The sequence below is a fragment of the Coleofasciculus sp. FACHB-542 genome (assembly GCF_014695825.1).
GTDB lineage: Bacteria > Cyanobacteriota > Cyanobacteriia > Cyanobacteriales > FACHB-T130 > FACHB-T130.
The window spans coordinates 37,802-61,549 of record NZ_JACJPB010000012.1; the positions used below are offsets into that span (position 1 = coordinate 37,802).

Consider the following 23,748-nt stretch of genomic DNA (forward strand, 5'->3'; position numbering starts at 1 on the left):
GTTCAGTATTGATTTTCAAACGTGCCTAATCGCATTCAATTCAAACAAGCAGCTGTTTTAATTGCTGGGCAAGGGCATCTTTTCCAAACAAAGCGAGGCTTTGTTCTCGCAACCACTGAGGGTCGCAGCGCTGGTCGTCCCCTTTGAGGATTTCAATACAGGCATTTGCCACGGCTTCTGGATTGCGATGGGGGACGCGCCAGCCTAAACGTCCATCCTGAAGGGGGTCAGCAGAGCCATCATCGTTACCGGATAGGACGGGGATGCCACAAGCCATTGCCTCTAAATAGACAATGCCAAAGCCTTCTTGGGAAGGCATGATGTAAGCATCAGCGACGCGGTAATGGTCTACCAGGTCTTCGGTGGGAACGAACCCAGCAAAGATAACCCGGTCGGCAACTCCTAAATCTTGGGCAAGCTGTGCTAGTCGGGGTTGATCGTCGCCGCGACCGATCACCAAATATTTGACTTCTGGGAATACTTGAGCGATCGCAGGGATGGCTCGAATGGTAACGTCTACGCCTTTGTAGATATCGCCCGACCACAGCCGCGCTACAGTCATCAAAACTTTGGCACCGCCAAGATTATACCGTTCGATCAATGCGGGTGGCTTCGGGCCTGGAGTAAAGTAATTCCCATCCACCGCACAGGGTAGCATTTGCACTTTCTTGGGGTCTAGGTCATTCACCGCGCAGGCGCGATCGCGGCTATAGCGACTAATTGTCCAAATTCCCTCCGCCTGCTTGAGTGCCCTTCGTTCTTGATTGGCTAAGGGTTCCCAAAATTCTTTTCCGTAAGTCAGCACCGTATAGGGAATCCCCAGCGGCTGACACAGCAGCCTTACCAACGGTGACAGATTAATATGACCACAAAAAACATGGTGGGGACGGCGTTGTAACAGACAAGCTAGCAGTGAAGTTGCTAGCCTTAAGCGTCCCTTTTGGGGATTTTGGTTTTTGAGATAATGAAATTTGAGGTTTTTTCCCTCAAAGGGATTTGGGCAGCCAACGCCATCCCGTAGCAAAAATACCTCGCCTTTGGCTTGATTTCCCAATGAGGTATAAGACTGCAAAATATCCTTAACGTAGGATTGGATGCCCCCTTCGCATCCAAAAACTTCCAGAAAAATAAATATATGGTTTGCGACTGGTTTAACAGTCGGCTCTAAATAATCTATCTTTTCTCCCACTTCAATAATCCCTGAATTTTAGGAGTTTTGTTCCATCTGGGCGATGGACGGCACCTCAGCACTTTGTAAACGTTCCAAGTCCTTCAACACCATTTTTTCCAAAAGACCCTCGAAGCTAACTTGCGGTTCCCAGTTGAGTTGGCGCTTGGCTTTTTCTGGATTTGCCACCAGATGGAAATGTTCATCCGATCGCAGAAACTTGGGATCGACAACGACATAACGAGTCCAATCTAGCCCCACACACTCAAAAGCAGTCGCCACCAATTCCCGAACGCTGTGTAACTGACCCGTCCCAATCACGTAGTCTTCTGGTTCATCTGCCTGCAACATCCGCCACATTGCTTCCACATGATCGCCAGCATAACCCCAGTCGCGTTTGGCGTCCAGGTTGCCCATTTCCAGGCGATCGCTTAACCCCAATTTAATCGATGCTGCCGCTAAAGACACCTTCCGCGTGACAAAATTTGGAGGTCGTCTCGATGACTCGTGGTTGTATAAAATACCGCTACAGGCAAACCAACCGTAGCGCTGTCGGTGATGTACCATCGTCCAATGAGCGTGCAACTTTGCCGCTGCGTAAGGGTTCATCGGGCGAAAAGGTGTATTCTCATCTTGAGGCGACCGATCCACCTGCCCAAACATCTCGGAACTGCTGGCTTGATAAAACCGCGTGTTCAATCCAGCCAGACGCACTGCATCTAACAGCCTGGTCGCCGTACCCGTTACCAAGTCCAGCGTTCCCAGCGGGTCTTGCCACGAATCTGGGACGAAACTGGGAGCGGCTAAATTATAAATTTCTTGAGGCTGTAGTTGTTCCACTACTTCCAACAGAGTCGCGCTATCCCTCATGTCAACCGCACAAACCTCAATCTGGCTGGCGAGGGAACCCAGTTTAGCCAGACTGGATTGGCGGTGCAGCGGTACCAACCCAGCCACCCGATAACCCCGTTCCAAAAGTAAACGGCTGAGATAGTAGCCGTCTTGCCCAGTGATTCCTGTAATTAGCGCTGTCTTTGCCATGAGTCGAGTTTAACCACTTAATGTTGCATTGGGGCTGGAGTTGGGTTCAGGCAGCTACATCCTCTGTTCTTTTATACTTTGCTTTCTCGGAAGCGACCAGATAATACTTAACGCCCGTAGATGCTTCAAAAGCAGCACAAAAGCACTGCTTTTGAAACCCACAGGCGTCAAGGATAACAAATGATTGTCTTAAAACAGACCCAATGTCAGAGATTTGTCAATGGGGAAGGTGGCACCAATACCCAACCAGAGGGTAAAGAAGGTTCCAAACAGGAAAACCGCCGTGGCGACTGGGCGACGGAAGGGATTTTGGAATTTGTTGACGTTCTCAATGAAGGGAACGAGAATCAAGCCCAAAGGAATCCCTGCCATGCAGGCGATACCCAGCAGTTTATTGGGTAGAATCCGCAGAATTTGGAAAACAGGCCAGAAGTACCATTCTGGGAGAATTTCCAGAGGAGTGGCAAAGGGGTTTGCCGGTTCGCCAATCATCGCTGGGTCAAGCACAGCCAGACCCGTACACAGTGCAATCGTCCCCATAATTACTACAGGGAAAATGTAGAGTAGGTCGTTGGGCCAAGCGGGTTCGCCATAGTAGTTATGACCCATGCCTTTGGCAAGTTTTTCACGTAACTGCGGATCGGTTAGATCCGGCTTTTTTTGGGTTCCCATTGTTCTATGTGTTCTCCTATGCGTTTTGAAAGCTTTGAGCTAAGCAAGAGGCAAAGTGGTCAGGGGGTAATAGAGAGATAGATAATGCAGGGAAGAAAAATGACTTTCCCACTTTCTCTCCTCTCCCCATTGGGCGTTGGACAGGGGCTGGATATCTCCTGCCCTGCTGTAGGGACGGAGATATCCCGTCTCTACAGCACTCAGTACTCTTTACAATGGGCCAGAGATGCCTTGCTTGCGAATCATCAAGAAGTGTAGCAACATGAAGACGGCAATCAGCCAGGGCAGCACAAAGGTATGCAGGCTGTAGAAGCGTGTCAGAGTGGCTTGTCCAACGCTGGAACTCCCGCGCATCAGCTCGACGATTTGATCGCCGACCAAGGGAATCGCAGCAGGGACGCCAGAGACAATCTTAACGGCCCAGTAACCAACCTGATCCCAAGGAAGTGAATAGCCGGTGACGCCGAAAGAAACGGTGATCACAGCCAGAGTGACACCCGTTACCCAGGTCAACTCGCGGGGCTTTTTGAAACCGCCGGTGAGGTAAACCCGAAAGGTGTGCAAAATCATCATCAGCACCATCATGCTGGCAGACCAGCGGTGGATGGAGCGAATCAGCCAACCGAAGTTGACGTCCGTCATCAGGTACTGGATGGAGGAAAAAGCCTCGGTGACGGTCGGCTTGTAGTAAAACGTCATGGCGAATCCAGTGGCAAACTGGATCAAAAAGCAAGTCAGTGTAATTCCACCCAGGCAGTAGAAGATATTTACGTGGGGAGGCACATACTTGCTGCTGACGTCATCGGCAAGCGCCTGAATCTCCAGACGCTCCTCAAACCAGTTGTAGGCTTTTGAATCAGTTACCTGCTTAGAAAACATGAACCCAGAGTTCCTAAAAATTTATTGCTGTTTTTGACACGAGCCAACCCCATGAGACAGTTTTCCGCTCTTTTCGGGGGCATGAAGCTGCAATGGGGATCGGTAGACACCGCGATAGAGAGAAGTCTAGGCGTAGCCTCTACAAAAAATGTAACATAGCCCGAAAGGGGGATTCTGTGTCATGCACAAACGAGTGTTAAGGGTTGTATTCGTACTAATCATACAAACTATCTTTACGTTAAGTTGGTGGACTTCGCCAGCGATCGCTTTAACGGAGGAACAGCAGCTTTTATCGGAAGCATGGCGAATTGTCAACTATGCTTACGTGGATGACAGTTTCAATCAACAAAACTGGTGGATGGCTCGTCAGAAGGCGATCAAGCAGCCTCTGTCTAATCGTGAGGCGACTTACACGGCAATTCAAAATATGCTCAAAACTCTGGAAGATCCGTTCACGCGGTTTTTAAAACCCGACCAGTACCGAAGTTTACAGGTGAATACTTCCGGAGAGCTTCAAGGGGTGGGACTGCAAATTGCTCTTGATGCCGAGACGGGCGAGTTGCAAGTGGTGGCACCGATTGACGGTTCGCCTGCTGCGAAGGCGGGAATCCGATCGCGCGATCGCATCCTGGAAATTGATGGCATCCAGAGTGCCCAACTGACCCTCGATGAAGCCGCCGCAAGGATGCGGGGCGCTGCGGGCACAGAGGTGAGGCTCCTGATGCAACGGGAGACAAAAACGCCTGAAGAAATTACGCTAGTGCGATCGCGAATTGCCCTCAACCCCGTTTATGCAGTCTTAGATTCCAGCAGTTCTCGCCTCCCGGTGGGTTACATTCGCCTGAGTCAGTTTAGTGCCAATGCCCCAACTGAGCTGGCGAATGCCGTCACCAAGTTGGAGAAACAAGGGGCACAAGCTTATCTGCTCGATTTGAGAAATAATCCAGGAGGGCTTTTGCAGGCAGGCATTGAGATTGCGCGGATGTGGTTGGATGAAGGCACGATTGTCTATACGGTCAACCGACAAGGCATTCTGGGCAGTTTTGAGGCGTCTGCACCAGCTCTTACCCACGCTCCTCTCGTTGTTTTAGTGAATCAGGGAAGCGCCAGTGCTAGCGAGATTCTGGCTGGGGCACTTCAAGACAATGGTCGTGCCCAATTGGTAGGCGCTCGAACTTTTGGCAAAGGCCTAATTCAATCTTTGTTTGACCTCTCAGATGGGTCAGGATTGGCAGTAACGGTTGCCAAGTACGAAACGCCAAACCATCACGATATCAACAAGCTTGGCATTACGCCAGATCGGGAAGTGCCTCTGGAGCCAATTACGCTTGACCAGGTGGGTACGGAAGCAGACCAGCAATACAAAACGGCGTTGGAGGTGTTAACCGCTAATGCGGTCGTTGCGGATGCGGCTTGATTCAGGAGTCAGGACTGAAGAGTGAGGACTGAGGACTGAGGGCTGAGGAGTTAGGACTGAGGGCTGAGGGCTGAGGAGTTAGGGCTGAGGGCTGAGGAGTTAGGAGTTAGGACTGAGGAACTGAAGAGGCACAGGTGCTTCAGGGGCAGATGGATTGAGAGAATTCTTGCTTAGTGCTTGGTCCGTGCTTGGCACCGAACACAACGACTATAAACATTAACGGATATCGCCTAACGGCTGATAATAACAGCCTTCAGTTTTTTTATTTCTGTTGTGAGTAATACCAAAATCGCAAAAAAAGAAAATCTAGATAAAACTTAATAGTGCATTTACCGAAGCGAGTGCAGTAAGTTTGATTCCACAATGAAAGAGCAGTGTAAATTGGGAATCAAGCAATGCTCGGCTTGAGTGGAAATAGATTCTAGAAAAATCTGAGGCTGAGTGGGTTTTAACTGCGATCGCACGGGCCCATGCGATTGCTTAATTTTTAAGGCACGCCTACCACTGGTGAGAGTTTTTACCCCTAAATATAGCGATCGCGCTCATGGTTTTCCTGGCAAACGATCTTAGATACTCTATCAGTCGGTCAACAGTTTTATCTGTTGCCCACTCATTGCTGAAGTTTTTAGCTTCACAACCAGATTCCAGAGTGGTACTCATCGCCGGGGGTAAGTCTGACTTTACTCCGAGCGACCTGTGCCCGGAGAGACAATCAAAAGGAGCGCGGTGCGGGTATGCATCCCCAGAAGCAGGTGCTTTGGGCTTGCCGGAGCTGCTGACCCCGCCCAACTGTTTTTTGAATCTGGCAATGGGAAAGCCATCAGCAACCCATTGCGAGAATAAATGTGAGAATCAACACAGATGGTTGCCTTGTTCGTTGAAGCTGCGGAAGTTAACTCGAACCCTTAGCTCAACTCCAGAGACTCAAAGCAAGGTGCCCTCGTTGGTAATTTTGGGACTGGGCGATCGCTTCAATGTGATGTTGCACAGCTACAAAACCACTGAGAATTCTGAACTAAACGCCAATCCTTACGAGCTGTGTTTTGGCTTCGATCCGGCGATTGTGGGCAGTATTTGCGCCGAAATTTCTCGCGGGTTGCACTTAACCCCAGAAATCTCCCCTCTTTTCGAGCGAGCCATTGCCGATTGGTGCCCTCAACCCAATCTCCCAGCTTTGCAGAGCGAATTCACATCAACGCTGGTGAGTGCTATCTTAACCAGTCAAATTAGCACTCAGACTCCAGAAAAAGCAGATACAAATGCTTGTAGCAGTGCTGGGGCGAGTTTAATCGGCAACCCTACAACCGACATTCAGATTAAAACCGCCTTGTTGAGGGAGCCGGGAATCCAGGCGCACCTTGTCCAACCCCCCATTCCCCAGGCTGTAGTGCCGAGTTGGCAACAGCCAGAAAAGTTACTCCAAGAACTGCTACGAATTAGCTGGTCAAGCCAGGGAGCGCAGGTAATTTTGCAGCGTTCGGCGGTGTTGATTCAAGAGACTTTTGGGGTTAGTCGGTGTTTAATTGCGTTCTATAGCGCCAAAGATGAGCGTACCTTGTGGAGTGCGATCGCCCACGATTCATCTATCCCCCTTTCGGCTCGGCAAACTCACGATCCTGAATGGGCAAACATCGAACAGTGCCTTCTCAAACATCATCAGGGCAATCCTTGGGCAACTGAGCGAAACATTGGCTCAAGGGCTGCCGAATCTATCTTTTTGACCTGGTTGCATACACACCCGCAGAAAATCGAGCCGCGAGAGATGGCATCTCTACACGGTGCGTCTGGACTGGTTGGTTTGCTAGTGCTTGAGCAATGGGATGAGAAGCGGGAGTGGCAACCGGGAGAGCGGCAATTACTGCATCTGGCGCTGCAATTGGTAGAGCGAGGACACAACCTGGCGACGCTTTACCAGCAAGCGGAGGAACGAATTACTCATGCGGCGCTATTAAATCGGCTGGTTGCCCAAATCCGGGCTTCTTTAGAACTGTCCCATATCTTTGAAACGGTGACGCTGGAACTGGGTCATCTTTTGGTAGCAGATCGATGTTTGATTTTTCAGTATTTAGAGGAACAGCAGTGTTGGAAGCCGCTGACTGAGTATCGCGCTCATGCTGATATCCTCACAGCCATGAACTTGATCGTTCCCGATCAAAAAAACTGTTGTTCCAGAACGCTGCGAAATCTACAGGTTGTCCAGGTGAGCGATACGCGCTTAGTGGATGACCCGATGAATCGCTCTTTGGCGGCAAAATATCCGGGCGCTTGGTTGATGGTGCCAATTCACCGACAGCAAAAGATTTGGGGCTGCTTAACCTTCGCTCAGGATCAATTTCCCCGTTACTGGCACGAGTCGGAGTTAAGATTTATCACGACCGTTGCCGACCAACTAGCGATCGCTATCTACCAAGCAACCCTTTACCAACAAATTCAGGCGCAAAACCAAACCCTAGAAGCCTTGGTACGAGAACGCACCGCTGAGCTGGAAAGTTTCTTTGATGCTCACCCAGACTACATTTTTGTGGTCGAGCGCGAGAATCTGCGTCTGCGCTTTTGCAATCATGCTTTTGCTCAAAGGATGGGGTTTGACAACCGATATGCCGTTCAGGATCGGTCGATTCTAGAATGCTTCCCGCCTCTGATTGCTAAGTCGTTTGCCAAACAAAATTTGCGGGTTTTTGAATCGGGAGAAACGCTACACGAACAGGAAACCCTAGTTTTCCCAGATGGGATTCACCACTTCGACACTTCCAGAGTGCCGTTGAAGCACTCTAATGGTGAGGTTTATGCTTGCTTGGGGACTTTCCGTGAAATTACGGAGCTAGTGGAGACGAAGCAGGCGCTATCTCTGAGAACCGAGCAGTTGCAAGATGCCTTGACTGCTGCGAATGCAGCTTCTCAGGCGAAAACTGAGTTTCTAGCAACCATGAGTCATGAATTGCGGACACCGCTCACATCTGTGATTGGGATGTCCTCCGCTTTAATGCAACCGTATTTTGGCGAACTGAGCGGAAAACAGAAAGAATATCTCAAGATTATTCACAATAGCGGACAGCACCTGTTGCAGCTGATTAACGATATTCTCGATTTATCTAAGATTGAATCCGGTAAGGCGTCTTTAACCCTCAGTCAGTTTTCTCTGCGTCAGGTAGGGATTGAAAGTTTGGAACTGCTGCAAGAAAAGGCTCAAGTCCAACAGGTGAAGCTAACAGGGGATTTCGCTGAGTTGCCTCCAGCCGATGAATTTTGGGGGGATGAACGGCGCGTGCGGCAAATCTTGCTGAATCTACTCTCGAATGCGGTAAAGTTCACACCACCAGGGGGTGAGGTATGGCTGCGGATGCAGTGTGAAAGTAACCAGGCGATGATTGAGGTGGCAGACACGGGAATTGGGATTCCGATGGAGAAACAGCATCTTTTGTTTGAGGCGTTTCAACAAATTGATAGCTCTCTGCATCGGCAGCACGAAGGGACTGGGTTGGGATTGGCTTTAACTCGCCAGTTGGTGGAGATGCATGGCGGCACGATTAGCTTCCATTCAGAGGTAGATGCGGGAACGGTATTCGTGGTTTATCTTCTAGCCCAAAATCCAAAGTGAAGGGGTGAGAGAGAATCGGTCGCAAAGAATAAATAAAATCTAGCGACATCTAGCGACTCTCGACTTTGTTTTCGGCAAACCTTCAAAACAATCGGTCGGGATATCCCCTGGGTTTTCTACAATGGAATGGGGTGTTCCATCCGATGTGTCCCGATTGGGTGGAGATGCACAAATGGTGTTAAGGATGGTGTCAAGGACAGCCAGTTGAAGTTTTACGTGCTGGATGCGGCTGTTCCTTCGAGGGGTTATAAGTCGGGATGGTGGCGCTGTATTCTGGAGAATCTGCTTGCACTTTGCTCTTTTAAGCAATTGGCTGGCACGTTAATTGCCAATCTGGAATGGCTAATTGCTAGCCAGTTAATTCTCCTGTAGACCAATTCAGATTTAGATCATGGAACTCTGGTTGCTCCTACTGTTACTAGGACTGTTTACTTACTTCATCGTGAAGCGCAGTGTTGCCAGCATCACCCGAACCCCAATCTGGCTTTTGTGGATGGTGATGATGACACCGGCATTCATTTGGAGTGCCTGGATTTTGGTCTACGGTGAAGATAAGCGAATGCCGCCAGCTTTGGAGATTGCCCCGTTTATCATTTGCCCGATATTGTACTGGCTGCTAATTCAGTGGGGGCGTCGAGATTTTACCCCGCCGCCAAAACCGCAAGAAATGGTGGCAGAACAAGCTCACAATCCATCTGAGGTACAGCCTGTTTCTGCTAGCGACGCAGGAAGTACTGTCCGTCCGATTGATAAAACGGAAGAAACGAATCTTCGCAATTGCTTTCCCTGGTCTATCTATTACCTCCAGAACATCGATTACCGACCCCAAGCGGTAATTTGTCGCGGCAAGTTGCGAACGAATCCGGAGGTGGCGTACCAGACAGTTCGGGAGAATATTGAGAAATTATTTGGCGATCGCTTCTTTGTTGTCTTTCAAGAAGGTTTGAATGGGAGTCCGTTCTTCGCACTGGTTCCCAATCCCCAAGCTCACTCGCAGGCACAGCAGCAAACCGAACCTTTAAAACGACCGGCTTTAGCCATAGGGCTGCTGCTTGTAACTTTGTTTACCACTACTTTAGTTGGGGTGGAAATTTCAGAAGTTTCTAACGCCGCACTGCAATCTAATCCTGCTTTGCTGTTAAAAGGACTACCCTATGCTTTGGCATTGGTAGCTATCTTAGGCATCCACGAACTCGGTCATTACCTGAGTGCCCAATATTACAAAATTCGCACCACGCTGCCTTACTTTATCCCCGTTCCTTTTTTCTTGGGCACATTTGGAGCGTTCATTGGGCGGCGATCGCCCGTACCCAGTCGCAAAGCGTTATTCGATTTGGGCATTGCTAGTTCCCTCGCTGGTTTTGCAGTAACTTTACCGCTGTTGTTTTGGGGATTGGCACACTCAGATGTGGTTGCTGTGTCGGAGCAGTCGAGTATCTTAAACTTCACTTCTTTGAATCCCCGGTTTTCCCTGTTATTAACTTTGCTAAGTAAATGGGCGCTGGGATCTGAACTGACAGCAAACATGGCAATCAAGCTTCACCCAGTGGGAGTGGCGGCTTATATCGGTTTTATCTGGACAGCGTTTAAGTTGATGCCGGTAGGACATCTGGATGGCGGTCACATTGTCCATGCCATGTTTGGACAACGAAATGGGGCGATGATTGGTCAAATTAGCAGACTGCTGATGCTGGGATTGTCTCTTGTTCAGCCAGATTTGTTTATTTGGGCAATATTCTTATTCTTGATGCCAGTTTCTGATGAACCGGCGCTGAATGATGTGAGCGAACTTGACAACAAGCGCGATCTCTGGGGATTGTTAGTTTTGGCGCTTTTAGTGAGCATTCTATTGCCAGTGCCAGGAAATCTCGCGCAGTTGTTGAAGGTTTGATTCAGATAATTGAGTAAAAGGTAATTGGTAATTGGTAAAAAGTTTTAAGGGAGACGCGATTAATCGTGTCTGAGTTATGAGTTGTGAATTCAAGAATTTTCTTGTAACTCATCACTCTAATTAGCCATTAGCAAAGGAATAAGAACAATGGAAAAACAGCCGATTCAGGTGATAGGTGGTGGTTTAGCGGGGACGGAAGCGGCGTGGCAAATTGCGAATGCGGGTGTGTCAGTAGTGCTGCACGAAATGCGACCGCTGCGGTTTAGCCCTGCCCATCACTCCGAACACTTGGCAGAATTGGTGTGCAGTAATTCCTTTGGGGCAATGTCGAGCGATCGCGCAGCCGGTCTTTTGCATGAAGAATTACGTCGTCTCGGCTCAATGATTATTAGTAAAGCCGACGAACACGCGGTTCCCGCTGGGGGTGCCTTGGCGGTGGATAGGGGCGTATTTAGCCGCGAATTGACAGAAATCCTCGCGAATCATCCCCTGATTGAGTTACGACGCGGTGAATTGCGCCAAATCCCCACAGAAGGCATTGTCGTCCTCACCAGTGGCCCGCTAACCAGTCCCGATCTGGCTGAAGATTTGCAGCAGTTCACGGGCATGGAATACATGAGCTTTTTCGATGCCGCCAGCCCGATTGTGGTGGGAGAATCGATTAACCGGGATGTAGCTTTCTTGGCTTCTCGTTACGACAAGGGAGACGCGGCTTATCTCAATTGCCCAATGAATCGGGAGCAATATCTCCACTTTAGGCAGGAACTTTGTAAGGCTGAACAAACGGAACTGAAAGACTTTGAGCGGGAAACGGCTAAGTTTTTTGAAGCTTGTCTGCCGATTGAAGAACTGGCGCAGCGGGGGGAAGATACGATGCGTTATGGCCCGTTGAAGCCGGTGGGATTGTTTGATGCCCGTAAAGGCGATTTCCGCGCTCCAGAAAATCAGTCGCAACGTCCTTATGCGGTGGTGCAGTTGCGTCAAGAAGATAAGGCGGGGCAGTTGTGGAATCTGGTAGGATTTCAGACGAATTTGCGCTGGGGCGAACAAAAGAGAGTGTTTCAGCTGATTCCAGGGTTGGAAAATGCTGAGTTTGTGCGGCTGGGCGTGATGCACCGCAACACGTTTATTAATGCGCCCCAACTGTTAACACCTTCTTTGCAATTCCACAAACGCGCCACGTTGCTTGCGGCGGGACAGTTGGTGGGGACTGAGGGCTATACGGCAGCGGCGGCGGGTGGCTGGCTGGCTGGGACGAATGCGGCGCGGCTAGCTTTGGGCAAAGATCCGCTAACGCTACCGGGAACGACGATGATGGGGGCGTTGTTTGAATTTATTAGTTCGGCGTCATCAAAGCATTTTCAACCAATGCCGCCTAATTTCGGAATTTTGCCGGAACTGCCGACTCGGATTCGCAATAAGCAGGAGCGATATGGAGTTTATCGCGATCGCTCTTTTGCCGATTTAGCGAGTTGGAAAGCTGCGGCTAAATTGCTCGTTCCCAAGCTGAGCTTGGAACGAGAAGCAACAAGCGCTTCCATTGAATAAGGAACGGGGATTTAATTAACCTCCCATTCTGTAGGGGATGGCAGCGCCATCCCCTACAGAATGGGAATGAGTGTAAGTGATTTGATCCACCTTCCTCAGTAGCATTAAGATCCCATGAGTCCGAAATAATAACTTGCAGCAACTACGAGAATTGTTAATACTCCGATTGTCGTGCTGATAAGAAATTGCTTAGAGGTTTTTTGATTAAGCTCCTGTTTACTTTCACCTTGCTCAGTGGTAGCCCCACGATTGGTTGCTTCGTTAGTTTTCATGGTTGTTAATGGTTTATGGTTATTTAGTACCCAGTTTGCTACAACTGCCAGAAACTTCATCTAACTTAAGAATTATCAAATAAATGTATACAGCGATACTTAATAGCTTTATACTCAGTTGTCTAACAAGCAGAACTGGTTGCTTAAGAATTGAATTTAACAATCTTTTGCTAAGGCTTTTTTAGGCTTTAAATTACCTAAAGCAGCTTGTACAAATGATTTTTTGATAGTATATTTTTATAATGGAAATCTGTGCGTTCAGGTAAATTGTTTCTCAATTAGCCGTACTGCCTCTACAGCACCATTAGGATAATCCGCAGGGCGATTGGATACCTGATTTTGCAGCATTGCCACAGTCGCGATCGCGTCCTCAATCTCTTCAATACAGTAGGCGCATCGTAAAGCCCTAACTTTTTGACGGTCATATAGTCGCTTAAAGGCAAAAGCGACTAACGGGACGCCCACCGCAGCACATTCATAAACTGTGTTATAACCAGCGCCGCCGACAACGACATCAGCCGCTGGGAGGCATTCAATTCCTGGCGAGTATGACACCCAGAACTGCGGCGGACATCCCTCTGGACAGACGGGTGCTAAGACACGCACCGTTGCCTCTGGAAACGCTGCATCTAGGTGAGTTGATAACTTACCAAAGAAAGATAATTCGGAAGCTTGTCCGGCGGCACAGACAAGGATAATCTTTTTTCTAACTCCCGCCGGTGGGGTTTGTTGAATAAAAGCGAAGCAACTTCTGCCCCCCTTCTTCTTGAAGGGGCGTTGGCGTAGCCGCAAATTAGATCCGCTTGGGCGATCGCAATCCAGACCAAGTGCATTCAGACCCAGTAGCGATCGCGCCTTTTTTCTATCTGGCAGTTCCTCAGCATTGCGAATTAACCAGGGACTGGTGTAATAGACAATTGGTAAATCTGCTAGCGGCGAATCTTCTCCATCTCCCGGCACAATAACCGCATCAAAGTTTTCTTTAACAAAAGAACGCAACTCAAAACGGTGAATATAAGCTGGGGTGATATCGCGGTGAACTAAAATTCGGGGAATGTGCTTTAACTGGGGCAAAATATCTGCCAATTCACCACCCAACCCGCGAGGAAAAGTATCGACAATTAAACAGTCGTACCGGGTGTTTAATAAAACATCCCGTACTTGTTCGCAAGTCGCCGCAAAACCAACGTCAGGTGCAATGATTTGCACATCGCAACCCTCACCGCCCAAGTAAGTTGCATAAGGGGTATTCGTAAGAATTTTGACGTGATGGTAACGGGTAGCCATTCGTCCGAGAGATAAGCTACGGGTAAGATGTCCCCAACCGCCTCCCAAAGCATAAATTAACCAAATTGACATTTTGGAGTTTTCAACGCAAAGAACACAAAGGTAAACGCAAAGGTACGTTAAGGAATCGTTTTTTCTTGGTGTGCCTCTGCGTTATCTTTGGCGTCCCTCTGCGTTAAAAATTTAACTTGCCCCCATATCCATCTCAAAATCGGCATCCATTTCCCCTTCTAGACTCATATTGTCTGCTTCGGTGAAATCGACATTGCCAGTTTCCGGGTCATAATCATAGCGATCGCGGTTGTCATAGTAGTTGCTGCCCCAATAACCGCGATTGTAGTTACCATATCCAGAGTAATAGGAATAATCGTAGTAATAGGGGTTATTATCTGGGTAACTACAATAAGGACAGCCAATGTTTGTAGTGCGTCCGCAGCGACGTTTGAAGAGAAATCCCACCATGCGATCGCATTCTTCACTTGCAGCCATCCCCGATGAACTGGTAGCCTGACTGCTGCTGGGATTGAGTTGAATTTCGTAGGGGCCAATTTGCAAGCGATCGCCATCTATTAGCGTACTACTGGGCAACCGGACGCTGTTAATTAAGGTGCCAGTACTGCTATTTTGATCGACTACGATTAACTCGCCATTCGCTACATCAATTAGAGCATGATATTCAGCCACTTGCTCGTTGGCTAACACAATTCTAGCAACCCGATTGCCATCAATTTCTTGGGGCATTGAGGCAAATTCTCGGCCCAAGGCGACAGGCGTTTCTAACATGGGTTCTCGTCTTTCGCCGGTGGCTGGATCTATCCAACTCAGTTGAATTTGCAAGGATTATTTCCCTCCCGAACGATTAACTGCGTAAGCTAAAGCGGCTTTTTGTTCTTTGCTTAAAACGTCGAACCCGAAGCTAGCGATCGCAATTGCGCTTACCTGAGATTTTGTAGAAAAAACTGGTTTGTCGGCTGCATTGATCAGAGAAGTTTTACCATTCTTTACTTTCACCTTGTAAAGCGACTGTTTATCCGGTGACTCAACCTCAAAACCGTAATCTCGCGCTTTAATTCTGTAAATTTCTTTATCTGTCGCATCTTCTAATTTGTAATCTCCATCATTCTGTCTTCGCAAAACATACAATTCTTTTGTTTGATCTGCATTCTCAATCTTCCAGTAACCCTCTCTTTTTACAACGTAGCCTAAAACTTGATCGGCAGGATTCTTGATTTTTACTTTCCCCCCACCATCAACATTAAATCGAGCTAATTCTTTGTCCTTTCCATCAAGCAATTTAGCCCCATCCGCCTCTGGTTTCAGGGCAAAATCTTCCGCACCCCCCTCTTGTTTAAATTTTATCTTCTCTGTATTAGTCGTCACCGCTGACGAATTATTTTGAGCAATTGGAGATGTTTGCGGGTTAGATGTTGTAGATACTTCTGGTGCCTGCTTAACAGAATTACTACAAGAAGCTAGCAGTATTACCGCTGCCAAAGCTAAGCCGGAGAAAAATGTTCTGTTCATGTTATTCATTGTTCAAGTTTCCACCAAAATCCTTTCTTTATTTAGTAACAGTTTGCATAATTAATGTTCCGGATTTTTGCAAACAAACTAAATATGTTTTTACTTTTACTTACTTTGCCTTAGATAACATCCGAGCTAAATTTAGAACTTGATACAGGCTGAGAAACATCATCGTGATAGTTTGATATAATGTTTCTTCGTTCCAAGGCATCGAAGGTGGCATTTTCACGACTAAGTTTATTCCCTTATCCGTCACTCTCATCCGTTTTACGTTAGTCAGTTTTGGAATTTTTAATGCATGCACGGCTTCATTGTTTAAAACTTTAATTGCCCCGTACCGTCGTTGTGGATAGGTTAAATTCAGACTGATATCTAATCGCTTGGCTTTCGATTTTGTTTTGTATTTTGATTTGCCGCTTCTAGAAGTCTTCCATCCGTAAGCGGTTTGATTTAGCTCAGAAGTTGTTAAGACAAAACGAGTTTTATCTAAAAATTGTCCTTCCATTTTTAGCCAATCATCTTGGAAAAAATCTATTTTAAACCCTGACTTTAAGGGATGTTTAACTGTTTTAATTCGCTTGGAGTCTTGATTAGCTGGGCTAAGAACTAAATCAACACTGACTTTAGCTTCCTTATCCATATCTCGTTCCAGCATTTCCAAAATTTTTTCTGTTAATGCATAGCGATGATTGGGGAAATTGAATCGGCTATATTTACTCTCTCTTATTCCTGCATAAATCGCTACGATTGTACATCCTACTCCAACACACAATAATAAAACTGTTAAAATATTTCCAAATAATTGAAACCCATCTCCCATTTCTCCCACAACTATCATTAAAATGAACGCTATAACAATTGAAGTAATTGCGCCAACAACACATTTGGTAACCAAATTTCCAAACTCTGTTTGCTTTGCCTCTGAGGCTCTATCCAGGGTTGCCAATTCCCTTAAGTCTTTGACAATATCAGAAACAGCAGCCGTCACAGAATAAGTCGGAGATTTGCGTAAGGTTTCTAAATTTATTAACATTTGTAATAAAAGTTCAATATCAATGAATATGGGATTACGTAAGGTAGCGATCGCTTACATGAAATCGCACCCAAACGCTTTGATAACAGATACTTTCTCAAAAGTGGTAATTATTGTTACAAAAAGTTAGAATTTTAGGGCAAAATTGAGCCATAGTCTAGTTGATGAACGATTCTAGAATAGCTTACATTTCTTTTGATACCGTACCAGCGCCCAAGGGAGCGGCAATTCATATTGCCGCTTTTACTCAAGCTTTGGCAGATGCTTTTGGTGACATTCAGCTAGTGACAGTTTCGCCGACAGCCTACGCAGTAAATCAGAGGGAATCACCCCATGTTATCCAATCCATGTTGCCTGCGCTAGGAGATACGTTAATTAATCGAGTGCTTTATTTTCGCGCGATGCTGGGCAATTGGTGGCAGAATCAGTGGTTTGAGACAGTGCATATCCGTTCTATTTATGAAGGATTTCCCATTGCCCTGAGCAAAGAAAAATCATGTAAGTATTTAATTTTTGAAGTTAATGGATTGCCATCCATTGAACTCAAATATCGCTATCCAGCAGTGGCAGAAGATCGGGAATTATTGCACAAATTAAAGGCGCAAGAAAAAATTTGTTTAGAAGCATCAGATTTAATTTTAACGCCTAGTTCCGTAACCAGAGACTATCTCCAAACAAGAGGGGTTCCCGGCTCAAAAATCCGCGTCATTCCCAATGGAGTTGATTTAGATATATTTACTTATCGTCCTTCAAAATTTAGGGATGCCGAGTATCCAAATCTTCCCTATCAGGACAAGGAAATGCCACCCCTACAGATTGAAAATGATGCAATAAAGACTCAGCGTCGATTTCAGGTGTTATATTTTGGGACATTTTCCCCTTGGCAAGGGATTAATCTTGCGGTTGAAGCGCTGGCACTTGCTGACCGGGATTTTCCTACTCAATTAACAGTCATTGGACAAGCTCGTGAATTTCAGATTTTAGCCTTAAAACAGCTAGCTTCAAAATTAGGGGTAGCAGAGTCTCTCACGATTCTAGACCCTGTATCGCAAGCCGAACTCGTCCAAAAAATTCATGCATCTGATGTAATTTTGGCTCCGTTGACGCCCAATGACCGAAATCTGGTTCAGGGTTGTTGTCCTTTAAAGATTTTGGAAGGAATGGCGACAGGTACGCCGGTGATTGCTAGCGATTTACCAGTAGCGAGAGAATTGGGTGAGGATGGGGTGCATTTTCTGCTCGTGAAACCGGGTTCTGCAAAGGCAATTAAAGATGCTTTACTGCGGTTAAAAACAGAACCGGAATTGGCAATAAATTTGGCGAGGAATGCCCGTCAGCAGATCGAAAATGCTTACACTTGGAAACACGCGGGTGATGCTTTGGTGGCAGCTTATGAGGAACTTGGAATTAAACGATCGATAACAGTTTGAAGCCGCTGATTTTCATGTTTTAGAGAAAATTCAGCGAGAATGCGATCGCGCCCTGCCATCCCAATCTGACGCCTAGCACTTGGCTCTAAATCTAAACACTCCAGCACCGCCTCACCCAGTCGATGTAACTGGGAACGAGGAAGCAAAAATCCACTTTTCCCATGCTCAATCACCTCTGGAATTCCACCGGCATCGCTGGCAATACAGCAACAACCACAAGCGATCGCTTCTAGCAACGCATTCGGCATCCCCTCCCATACAGAAGGTTGCAGATAGACATCACACAGCCGCAGATGCCCCGCTACCGCCGCAGGACTCGCTAAATGTCCGGTAATAATCACCCGCTTGGCGTCTTCTGGATGCTGAGTCGCATACAGTTGTAGTGCTGCTTCTTGAGACGCCCGCACTTCCCCGATAATTAACAAACAGGCAGGACGCTGAGCGCGGACTATTGTTAAGGCATTCAGCAGAAACTGCTGCCCTTTCTTTTCTCGTAATTCTCCGGAAAATCCCAGTACCGCTTCATCAGGAGCAATGCCTAAAGATGCTCTCAGAAGGGATGATTCATGAGTTGCGCCAATAATGGGGGGCGAAAATACCCGCTCGTTGACGCCATTTTTCAAAACCATTACATTATCCCGCTGGGCGAGTAGCTGAATCTTTCGCGCCATATCAGCACTTACCGCTGTAATCAACCCGGTGTTTAACAGCGTCCATTGCAGTCGCGCAAAATCCCCCGGTGGAAACATGGCTCGATCGATATCATTCCCACGGGCGCTTACCGTGCTGGGAAGGCCATTTGTCGCTGCAAACCAAGTCGCTAAGAACCCACTGGGGAAGACATAGTGCCCCCAAACAGCATCGTACCCACGGCACTGATGCAGCCAGTCGAGGACATTGAGCGTATGGGGCATCGTCATATCCCAGTGGCGATATAGCCCCACCCGATAGACTTTGAGATGTTTGATAGTTTGGAAATTTTGACTTTCGGCGTGCCTAGTTGCCTTGCTAGCTACGTCTGAACTCTGGACTTCTCCCGGTTGCAAGTAACGACTCCACGCCACAACGTCTACTTCAATGCCCAACTGGCAGAGGGCGGCGGCGATGCGTCCGGCGCTACTCGCTAACCCGCCAATATCTGGGGGAAATCGTTCCGTGAGAAAAAGAAGACGTCTCAAGGGACTCTAAAGAATTGCTACTAGGACTGTTTAAAGTCTAAAGTCTAAAATGCGATCGCTCAGTTGTGAATCTGATTCCCTTAACGTTTTGTCTAACCTAGAGGGATTTCGTTTAATTCAGGAAAAATCTGAAAAACCCAGGAGGATCTTATTCCCTTTCTGCGAGCCATCAGCGGTCAACGGAATGAGACAACTAATCCCCATGAACGGGGACTAGGGGCAGGGAGCCGCAGGCGATGGTAGTGTGGGTTTTTTTATCGCGGGGAATCACCTCACCGCTATTCCTTCTCAGTCGCCCCCCTCAATCGCTACCAGCACCACTGTAATATTGTCTCTGCCCCCTTTATCTTTAGCGGACTCGACAAGGGCGTCGGCTGCCTTTTCCAAGGAAGTAACCTTGAGGTGAGTTGCAATCAACTGATCCGAGAGTTCTTCTGTGAGTCCATCGCTACACAGCAGCAGCCTGTCGCCTGCTTGCACATCCAGCGGTTGGATCTCAATCAAACGCAAATCTTTACGACCCAGACACTGAGACAATACGTGACGCCACGGGTGCATTTTAGCTTGTTCGGAAGTCAGCTCCCCGGCTTTCATCGCCCGTGCCACCCAAGTATGATCCTCAGTGATTTGCTCTAGAGTTGCCCCTCGCATTCGATAAAGGCGAGAGTCCCCCACATGAGCGACCCAAGGCTGCTGTTGGCGAAACATCACTACAACGCCTGTCGTGCCCATATCTGAGCGTTCTGGATGATTCGCTTGATCTTGTAAAATCGCCTGATTTGCATCCAAGAAGGCTTTTTCTAATAACGCTGGGCAAGTCTCGTCGGAATGCCAATGCTCATCTAGATAGGTGTAGATAGCCTGAGTGGCGATTTGGCTTGCCTCCTGGCCTCCTGCATGTCCTCCCATGCCATCAGCAACTATAAAAAATCGCCCATCAGGGTCGATATGGTAGTCATCTTGGTTGACGGAACGAAGAAGTCCCGCATCAGAGAGGCCCGTGGAGCGAGGAATCATATATTGTCTGCTGGCAACAGCAACTTTACTTTACCCGAATCAAAACATCCGATCAAATCGGTCGAGGCGCATGAGCAAGCGAATGAGGACAAACGCGATGGCAGATGCCCCCAGAGCAACCACGACTGCCAACCCGACATAACCCTGAACGAAGAGGATGGTGGCTGACAGAGTGAAGGCACTGATGAGCAAAGTATAGTTGGTTCCTAACTGAATACTGCTCATTCGCCGAAGAATGCGATCGCTCTCAATAGAGCGCACTCGAATTCGCAGGTCGCCCTGCTCTAATTTCTCAATCGTATCCTCAATCCGCCTGGGCAAACTCAAAGCCGTACTGCTAACTTGAGCCGCTTGCCGTCCTAATTCATTCAAGAAGCTACTACTACTATTACTGCCATTACTATCTGCCATAAGCTGCATTGCAAAGGGTTTTGCAACCTCCATAAAGTTAAATTCCGGGTCTAAGCCTTTTCCAACCCCTTCTAAAGTTGAGAAGGCTCGCATCACAAAGGTAAAAGTCGCCGGAAACCGAAAAGGTTGGTCGTAAGCAATTTCATAAAGGTCTTCACTAATCTGACTCACCGATTGGTTTTCAAACGGCTTGTCCATAAAGTGATCCAGCATATACTGAATCGATCGCCGTACGGGTCCCATATCATCAACCGCTGCCAGCGCTCCCATTTCGACGAGCGAATGCATCACTCGGTCGCCATCTTTTTGGGCAATGCCAAACAGCGTTTCCATTAGTTGCTCGCGGATGTTGGACTTGATCCGCCCCATCATGCCGAAATCATAGAAAATTAGGGCACCTTCGGGACTGACTGCGATATTGCCAGGATGCGGGTCGGCGTGGAAGAAGCCATCGTTGAGCAATTGTTGCAGGTAAGCTTTAGCACCCAGATGAGCCAGTTCCTTTCGATCTAGCCCTGCTGCTTCTAGCGCTTCATAGTGACTAATTTTGATGCCCGGAATGTACTCAAGAGTGACAACCCGTGGCGACGTATATCGCCAGTAGACACGCGGCACTTTTACCCAATCATAGGCGCGGAAGTTGCGGCGAAACGTATCGGCATTGCTGCCTTCATTCAGGTAATCAATTTCTTCCCAAAGAATTCGGCTGCACTCCTCATAGATTCCCAGCCAGTCACGACCCCGACCCCAGTCGGGATGGTTTTGAAAGAAACGGGCAATTCCTCTAAGAATTTGCAAATCAACCGTAAACAGCTGCCGCAGTCCGGGTCGTTGTACCTTGACCACGACTTCTTCGCCGCTGTGGAGAGTTGCTTTATGTACCTGTCCCAAGCTAGCAGCCGCCAGGGGAATCGGGTCAAAAGTGCGGTAAAGCTGCGAAACTTTCTTGCTGAAGTCCTTCTCAATCAACACCTCAGCTTGTTCGTAGCTAAAAGCAGGCACTTTGTCTTGCAGCTTAGAAAGTTCCTCCACATACTCCACAGGGAATAAATCGGCACGGGTGGAGAACAGCTGCCCAACTTTAATAAAAGTCGGCCCTAGGTCTAAGAACGTCTCTCGAATCCAAATCGCTTGTGCTCTGCGTCTGTGGGCTTGTTTTTCCTCTGTAACTCCGCCCGGATAGCTCCAAGATTTGTTGTAGCGCCAGAGCTTAAACAATAAGGTTAAAACAAACCCCCAAATATCTACGAAGCGCCGTTGATGGGAGTAACTTTCGCGGTTCCACCGATAAGCCTTATCCTTACGGGCTTTATCAGCGGCACGCTGGGCACTCGGCGTGCTAGCCGCGTATCGCTTCAGTTTAGAGTCATTAGGATAGGCTGACACTCGGATTCCTAAGTCTGTTTTTTCAAGTAGTTGGCGCGATCGCAGTTGAGTGTGTGAGTTTTGGATAACTAACAACTCACAACTGAACTTTTAACTGAATTCCCCCTCAGCACGCGAACAGAGCGCTGCGCTCTCAGGATTTATACTGAGCTGCTGCGATAGCGTTGTAATTCGGCGCGAAAGCGAGCGACTTCTGCCCGAAGTTCATCAATCGTCGCTTGCAAATCTGTTGTTTGGGTGCCTTGAGGCACAATGCTGGTAGTGGTTCGCCCCCGCATCACCGTTTCAGCTTGGGCGTTAGAGCGTTCGGTTACTCGTGAGGTGAAGTGCCGCAAAGACTCTCGTTGTTCAGCATCAAATTTGCCGAGTTCCGAGAGAGCATTGGTGACGGCGTTTTCTACCTGTTCATTGAGAGCTTCTGCAACCGCTCTGCCGACAAAAAAGGCATGAACTACAGGATTCGTCATGAAAAAATCTATTTGTGCGTCCGAAACAAATTATAACTTGCTTGCTCTCGATACTACATACAGCCTAGGTTACAGCTTAGGCTTTGGCAGTGTACCTGAGGAAGGTGGTACGGGTGCGACAACAGCAGCGGGGGGTGATAGCAGGTTAGCGTTGGACGTGGGATCGGGGGTGTCTGAGATGGGCCAGTCGTCGCGGGGTGGAAAGGATTGTTCGGTATGCAGGATAGAAGATCCCGGTCCCATTGCTCCGTTCAAGCGAACTGCCAAGCCGAATCCAGCACCCGTACAGGTAGCGATCGCAGCGGTCATCATCAGCCCTCTGCCTAGTGTCAGTTTGGGAAACTTTAAGTTTTGTAAGCTAGGAAGGTTCGCTGACGAGCCAAGCTTTGTAGAGACGCGATTCATCGCCTCTGGAATCTTGAAACTCTCTAGCGAGATTTTCAGTTTGGCAAAGGCAATCGGGAAGTTTGCCCGTATCGCTGTTTTGAGTTTTTTCGGGGCAGCACTCACTTTGGCTAGTCGAGTTTTGTAGGGGCGGGTTTTGCCCGGTCGCTTCACATCCTGGCTAAGATTCCAGTTCACTCCGCTAGCAAGCGATATCTTCGGTTTCGTGTTGCTGGCTGGTTGCGGCTTTTGGGGCGCAGGCTGAGATTTGGGGATTACAGGGCGACGAGCCGTTTGGGTCGCGCGGGGAGCCTGTGGAGCCTTGGAGGCGGGCAACAGGGAGAGCCAATCTTCTACTTTTTGGGGACGCTTCTCGGCTTTGATTTCTAAGCCACACAAAATCGCAGCGATCGCAGTCGGGCTGAGTTTGGGTTGAATTTCCCGTAAATTTGGCAGAGGGATGCGATCGCGTAGCGGTGCCGGAACCGGCGGTTGACCTTTCAGCAAGCAATACAAACTTGCTGCTAAAGCATAGACATCTGTCGCTGGGGTGAGTTGTTTCGGGGAAAGATATTGTTCGATTGGGGCATATCCGGGACTCAGCAAACTGGCTTGGGTTTGCGTCACTCCCGGCGTCAATTCAGCACAAAAACCAACGTCAATCAGCACAACATCATCAGTTCCTTGACGCCGGATGATGTTTTGGGGTTTGACATCTCGGTGCAGTAACCCTGCCTTGTGGATAACCGTTAAGGCACTGCCAATTTGACGAATATAGCCAAGGGCTTGGGCTTCTGGCAAAATCTGACCCGCTGGCAGCGATTCAGCTAGGGTCTGCCCCGGTATGAACTCCATGACGATGAAATATCGCCGAGATTCCTCAAACAAGTCGAGAATCCGAACCAGGTGAGGATGCTTGCAGCGAGCAAGGCGACGTGCCTGGGTGAGAAATTGCTGCCCAAACCGCTCAAAATCGGGATGAGTCCGCAGACTGTCGTTGAGGGTTTTGATGACGACCGCTTTCCCCAACTGAGTATGAGTCGCCCGGTAGGTGATCCCAAAGATACCTTGACCCAGTGGGGCGTCGAGGACGTATTTGCCGTTCTTCAGGACTGCTCCAGCCGTTAAGTTCATTAAAGATTTGT

General features: G+C 48.2%; 19 protein-coding genes. 6 read left to right on the plus strand and 13 right to left on the minus strand.

All coding sequences use genetic code 11. The features are described 5' to 3' along the window. Nucleotides 1–40: 40 nt before the first annotated feature. The 4 genes from H6F52_RS02325 to petB all read right to left on the minus strand — a co-directional run bounded on the left by H6F52_RS02325 (nucleotide 41) and on the right by petB (nucleotide 3,760). Nucleotides 41–1,189 (minus strand): glycosyltransferase, encoded by a 1,149-nt coding sequence (locus H6F52_RS02325; RefSeq protein ID WP_190526310.1) that lies wholly within the window; start codon nucleotides 1,187–1,189, stop codon nucleotides 41–43. 18 nt (nucleotides 1,190–1,207) lie between these two features. Further along, on the minus strand, nucleotides 1,208–2,209 hold the full coding sequence (locus H6F52_RS02330) for a GDP-mannose 4,6-dehydratase (protein WP_190526307.1): 1,002 nt from the start codon (nucleotides 2,207–2,209) through the stop codon (nucleotides 1,208–1,210). Nucleotides 2,210–2,398: 189 nt separating this feature from the next. Next, the gene (gene petD / locus H6F52_RS02335) at nucleotides 2,399–2,881 is read right to left on the minus strand and encodes a cytochrome b6-f complex subunit IV (protein ID WP_190414392.1); all 483 of its coding nucleotides are present in this window, start codon (nucleotides 2,879–2,881) and stop codon (nucleotides 2,399–2,401) included. Nucleotides 2,882–3,091: 210 nt separating this feature from the next. Further along, nucleotides 3,092–3,760: a cytochrome b6 gene (gene petB / locus H6F52_RS02340; RefSeq protein ID WP_190430667.1), complete on the minus strand. Its 669-nt coding sequence runs from the start codon at nucleotides 3,758–3,760 to the stop codon at nucleotides 3,092–3,094. Nucleotides 3,761–3,941: 181 nt separating this feature from the next. On the opposite strand from petB, the gene ctpA reads away from it, so the two are divergent. The 5 genes from ctpA (at nucleotide 3,942) to trmFO (ending at nucleotide 12,214) form a co-directional block, all read left to right on the plus strand. Continuing rightward, nucleotides 3,942–5,177 carry a carboxyl-terminal processing protease CtpA gene (ctpA, locus tag H6F52_RS02345; RefSeq protein WP_190414394.1) on the plus strand — a complete coding sequence of 412 codons (1,236 nt, stop codon included), beginning with the start codon at nucleotides 3,942–3,944 and terminating at the stop codon, nucleotides 5,175–5,177. A gap of 649 nt (nucleotides 5,178–5,826) precedes the next feature. After that, nucleotides 5,827–8,775, plus strand: a complete 2,949-nt coding sequence (locus tag H6F52_RS26300) for an ATP-binding protein (protein WP_190531680.1) — start codon at nucleotides 5,827–5,829, stop codon at nucleotides 8,773–8,775. A 126-nt stretch (nucleotides 8,776–8,901) separates the two neighbouring features. Further along, nucleotides 8,902–9,147 carry a hypothetical protein gene (locus H6F52_RS02355; protein ID WP_190414396.1) on the plus strand — a complete coding sequence of 82 codons (246 nt, stop codon included), beginning with the start codon at nucleotides 8,902–8,904 and terminating at the stop codon, nucleotides 9,145–9,147. 19 nt (nucleotides 9,148–9,166) lie between these two features. Next, complete coding sequence (locus tag H6F52_RS02360; RefSeq protein ID WP_190531682.1) at nucleotides 9,167–10,666, plus strand: site-2 protease family protein; 1,500 nt, start codon at nucleotides 9,167–9,169, stop codon at nucleotides 10,664–10,666. Between the two features lie 147 nt (nucleotides 10,667–10,813). Next, nucleotides 10,814–12,214 (plus strand): FADH(2)-oxidizing methylenetetrahydrofolate--tRNA-(uracil(54)-C(5))-methyltransferase TrmFO, encoded by a 1,401-nt coding sequence (trmFO, locus tag H6F52_RS02365; RefSeq protein ID WP_190531684.1) that lies wholly within the window; start codon nucleotides 10,814–10,816, stop codon nucleotides 12,212–12,214. A 530-nt stretch (nucleotides 12,215–12,744) separates the two neighbouring features. Here trmFO and H6F52_RS02370 read toward each other — a convergent pair. The 4 genes from H6F52_RS02370 to H6F52_RS02385 form a co-directional block, all read right to left on the minus strand. Further along, entirely contained in the window at nucleotides 12,745–13,845 is a 1,101-nt protein-coding gene (locus tag H6F52_RS02370; protein ID WP_190531686.1) for a UDP-N-acetylglucosamine--LPS N-acetylglucosamine transferase, read from the minus strand. Nucleotides 13,846–13,956: 111 nt separating this feature from the next. Beyond that, on the minus strand, nucleotides 13,957–14,610 hold the full coding sequence (locus tag H6F52_RS02375; protein WP_190531688.1) for an FHA domain-containing protein: 654 nt from the start codon (nucleotides 14,608–14,610) through the stop codon (nucleotides 13,957–13,959). A gap of 3 nt (nucleotides 14,611–14,613) precedes the next feature. Further along, entirely contained in the window at nucleotides 14,614–15,297 is a 684-nt protein-coding gene (locus H6F52_RS02380; protein ID WP_199300328.1) for a hypothetical protein, read from the minus strand. Between the two features lie 109 nt (nucleotides 15,298–15,406). Next, on the minus strand, nucleotides 15,407–16,330 hold the full coding sequence (locus tag H6F52_RS02385) for a hypothetical protein (protein ID WP_190531690.1): 924 nt from the start codon (nucleotides 16,328–16,330) through the stop codon (nucleotides 15,407–15,409). 164 nt (nucleotides 16,331–16,494) lie between these two features. On the opposite strand from H6F52_RS02385, the gene H6F52_RS02390 reads away from it, so the two are divergent. Next, nucleotides 16,495–17,760, plus strand: a complete 1,266-nt coding sequence (locus tag H6F52_RS02390; protein ID WP_190531692.1) for a glycosyltransferase family 4 protein — start codon at nucleotides 16,495–16,497, stop codon at nucleotides 17,758–17,760. On the opposite strand, the gene H6F52_RS02395 is transcribed toward H6F52_RS02390, so the two are convergent. From H6F52_RS02395 to H6F52_RS02415, 5 genes are all read right to left on the minus strand, one after another. Continuing rightward, nucleotides 17,721–18,938, minus strand: coding sequence for a glycosyltransferase (locus H6F52_RS02395; protein WP_190531694.1), 1,218 nt, complete (start codon nucleotides 18,936–18,938; stop codon nucleotides 17,721–17,723). The two genes, H6F52_RS02390 and H6F52_RS02395, sit on opposite strands and share 40 nt — an antisense overlap. A gap of 288 nt (nucleotides 18,939–19,226) precedes the next feature. Then, entirely contained in the window at nucleotides 19,227–19,955 is a 729-nt protein-coding gene (locus H6F52_RS02400) for a PP2C family serine/threonine-protein phosphatase (RefSeq protein WP_190414405.1), read from the minus strand. 39 nt (nucleotides 19,956–19,994) lie between these two features. Next, the gene (locus H6F52_RS02405) at nucleotides 19,995–21,752 is read right to left on the minus strand and encodes an AarF/UbiB family protein (RefSeq protein WP_190414482.1); all 1,758 of its coding nucleotides are present in this window, start codon (nucleotides 21,750–21,752) and stop codon (nucleotides 19,995–19,997) included. A gap of 140 nt (nucleotides 21,753–21,892) precedes the next feature. Then, nucleotides 21,893–22,219, minus strand: a complete 327-nt coding sequence (locus H6F52_RS02410; protein ID WP_190414406.1) for a DUF6825 family protein — start codon at nucleotides 22,217–22,219, stop codon at nucleotides 21,893–21,895. Nucleotides 22,220–22,288: 69 nt separating this feature from the next. Continuing rightward, the gene (locus tag H6F52_RS02415) at nucleotides 22,289–23,737 is read right to left on the minus strand and encodes a serine/threonine-protein kinase (protein WP_190531696.1); all 1,449 of its coding nucleotides are present in this window, start codon (nucleotides 23,735–23,737) and stop codon (nucleotides 22,289–22,291) included. Between the last annotated feature and the right edge of the window lie 11 nt (nucleotides 23,738–23,748).

Bases quoted from the DNA above. Each gene is read 5' to 3' on its own strand.
- H6F52_RS02330 (WP_190526307.1), bottom strand. From the start codon at position 2,209: ATGGCAAAGACAGCGCTAATTACAGGAATCACTGGGCAAGACGGCTAC.
- petD (WP_190414392.1), bottom strand. From the start codon at position 2,881: ATGGGAACCCAAAAAAAGCCGGATCTAACCGATCCGCAGTTACGTGAA.
- petB (WP_190430667.1), bottom strand. From the start codon at position 3,760: ATGTTTTCTAAGCAGGTAACTGATTCAAAAGCCTACAACTGGTTTGAG.
- ctpA (WP_190414394.1), top strand. From the start codon at position 3,942: ATGCACAAACGAGTGTTAAGGGTTGTATTCGTACTAATCATACAAACT.
- H6F52_RS02355 (WP_190414396.1), top strand. From the start codon at position 8,902: ATGGGGTGTTCCATCCGATGTGTCCCGATTGGGTGGAGATGCACAAAT.
- H6F52_RS02360 (WP_190531682.1), top strand. From the start codon at position 9,167: ATGGAACTCTGGTTGCTCCTACTGTTACTAGGACTGTTTACTTACTTC.
- trmFO (WP_190531684.1), top strand. From the start codon at position 10,814: ATGGAAAAACAGCCGATTCAGGTGATAGGTGGTGGTTTAGCGGGGACG.
- H6F52_RS02370 (WP_190531686.1), bottom strand. From the start codon at position 13,845: ATGTCAATTTGGTTAATTTATGCTTTGGGAGGCGGTTGGGGACATCTT.
- H6F52_RS02380 (WP_199300328.1), bottom strand. From the start codon at position 15,297: ATGAACAGAACATTTTTCTCCGGCTTAGCTTTGGCAGCGGTAATACTG.
- H6F52_RS02385 (WP_190531690.1), bottom strand. From the start codon at position 16,330: ATGTTAATAAATTTAGAAACCTTACGCAAATCTCCGACTTATTCTGTG.
- H6F52_RS02390 (WP_190531692.1), top strand. From the start codon at position 16,495: ATGAACGATTCTAGAATAGCTTACATTTCTTTTGATACCGTACCAGCG.
- H6F52_RS02400 (WP_190414405.1), bottom strand. From the start codon at position 19,955: ATGATTCCTCGCTCCACGGGCCTCTCTGATGCGGGACTTCTTCGTTCC.
- H6F52_RS02410 (WP_190414406.1), bottom strand. From the start codon at position 22,219: ATGACGAATCCTGTAGTTCATGCCTTTTTTGTCGGCAGAGCGGTTGCA.
- H6F52_RS02415 (WP_190531696.1), bottom strand. From the start codon at position 23,737: ATGAACTTAACGGCTGGAGCAGTCCTGAAGAACGGCAAATACGTCCTC.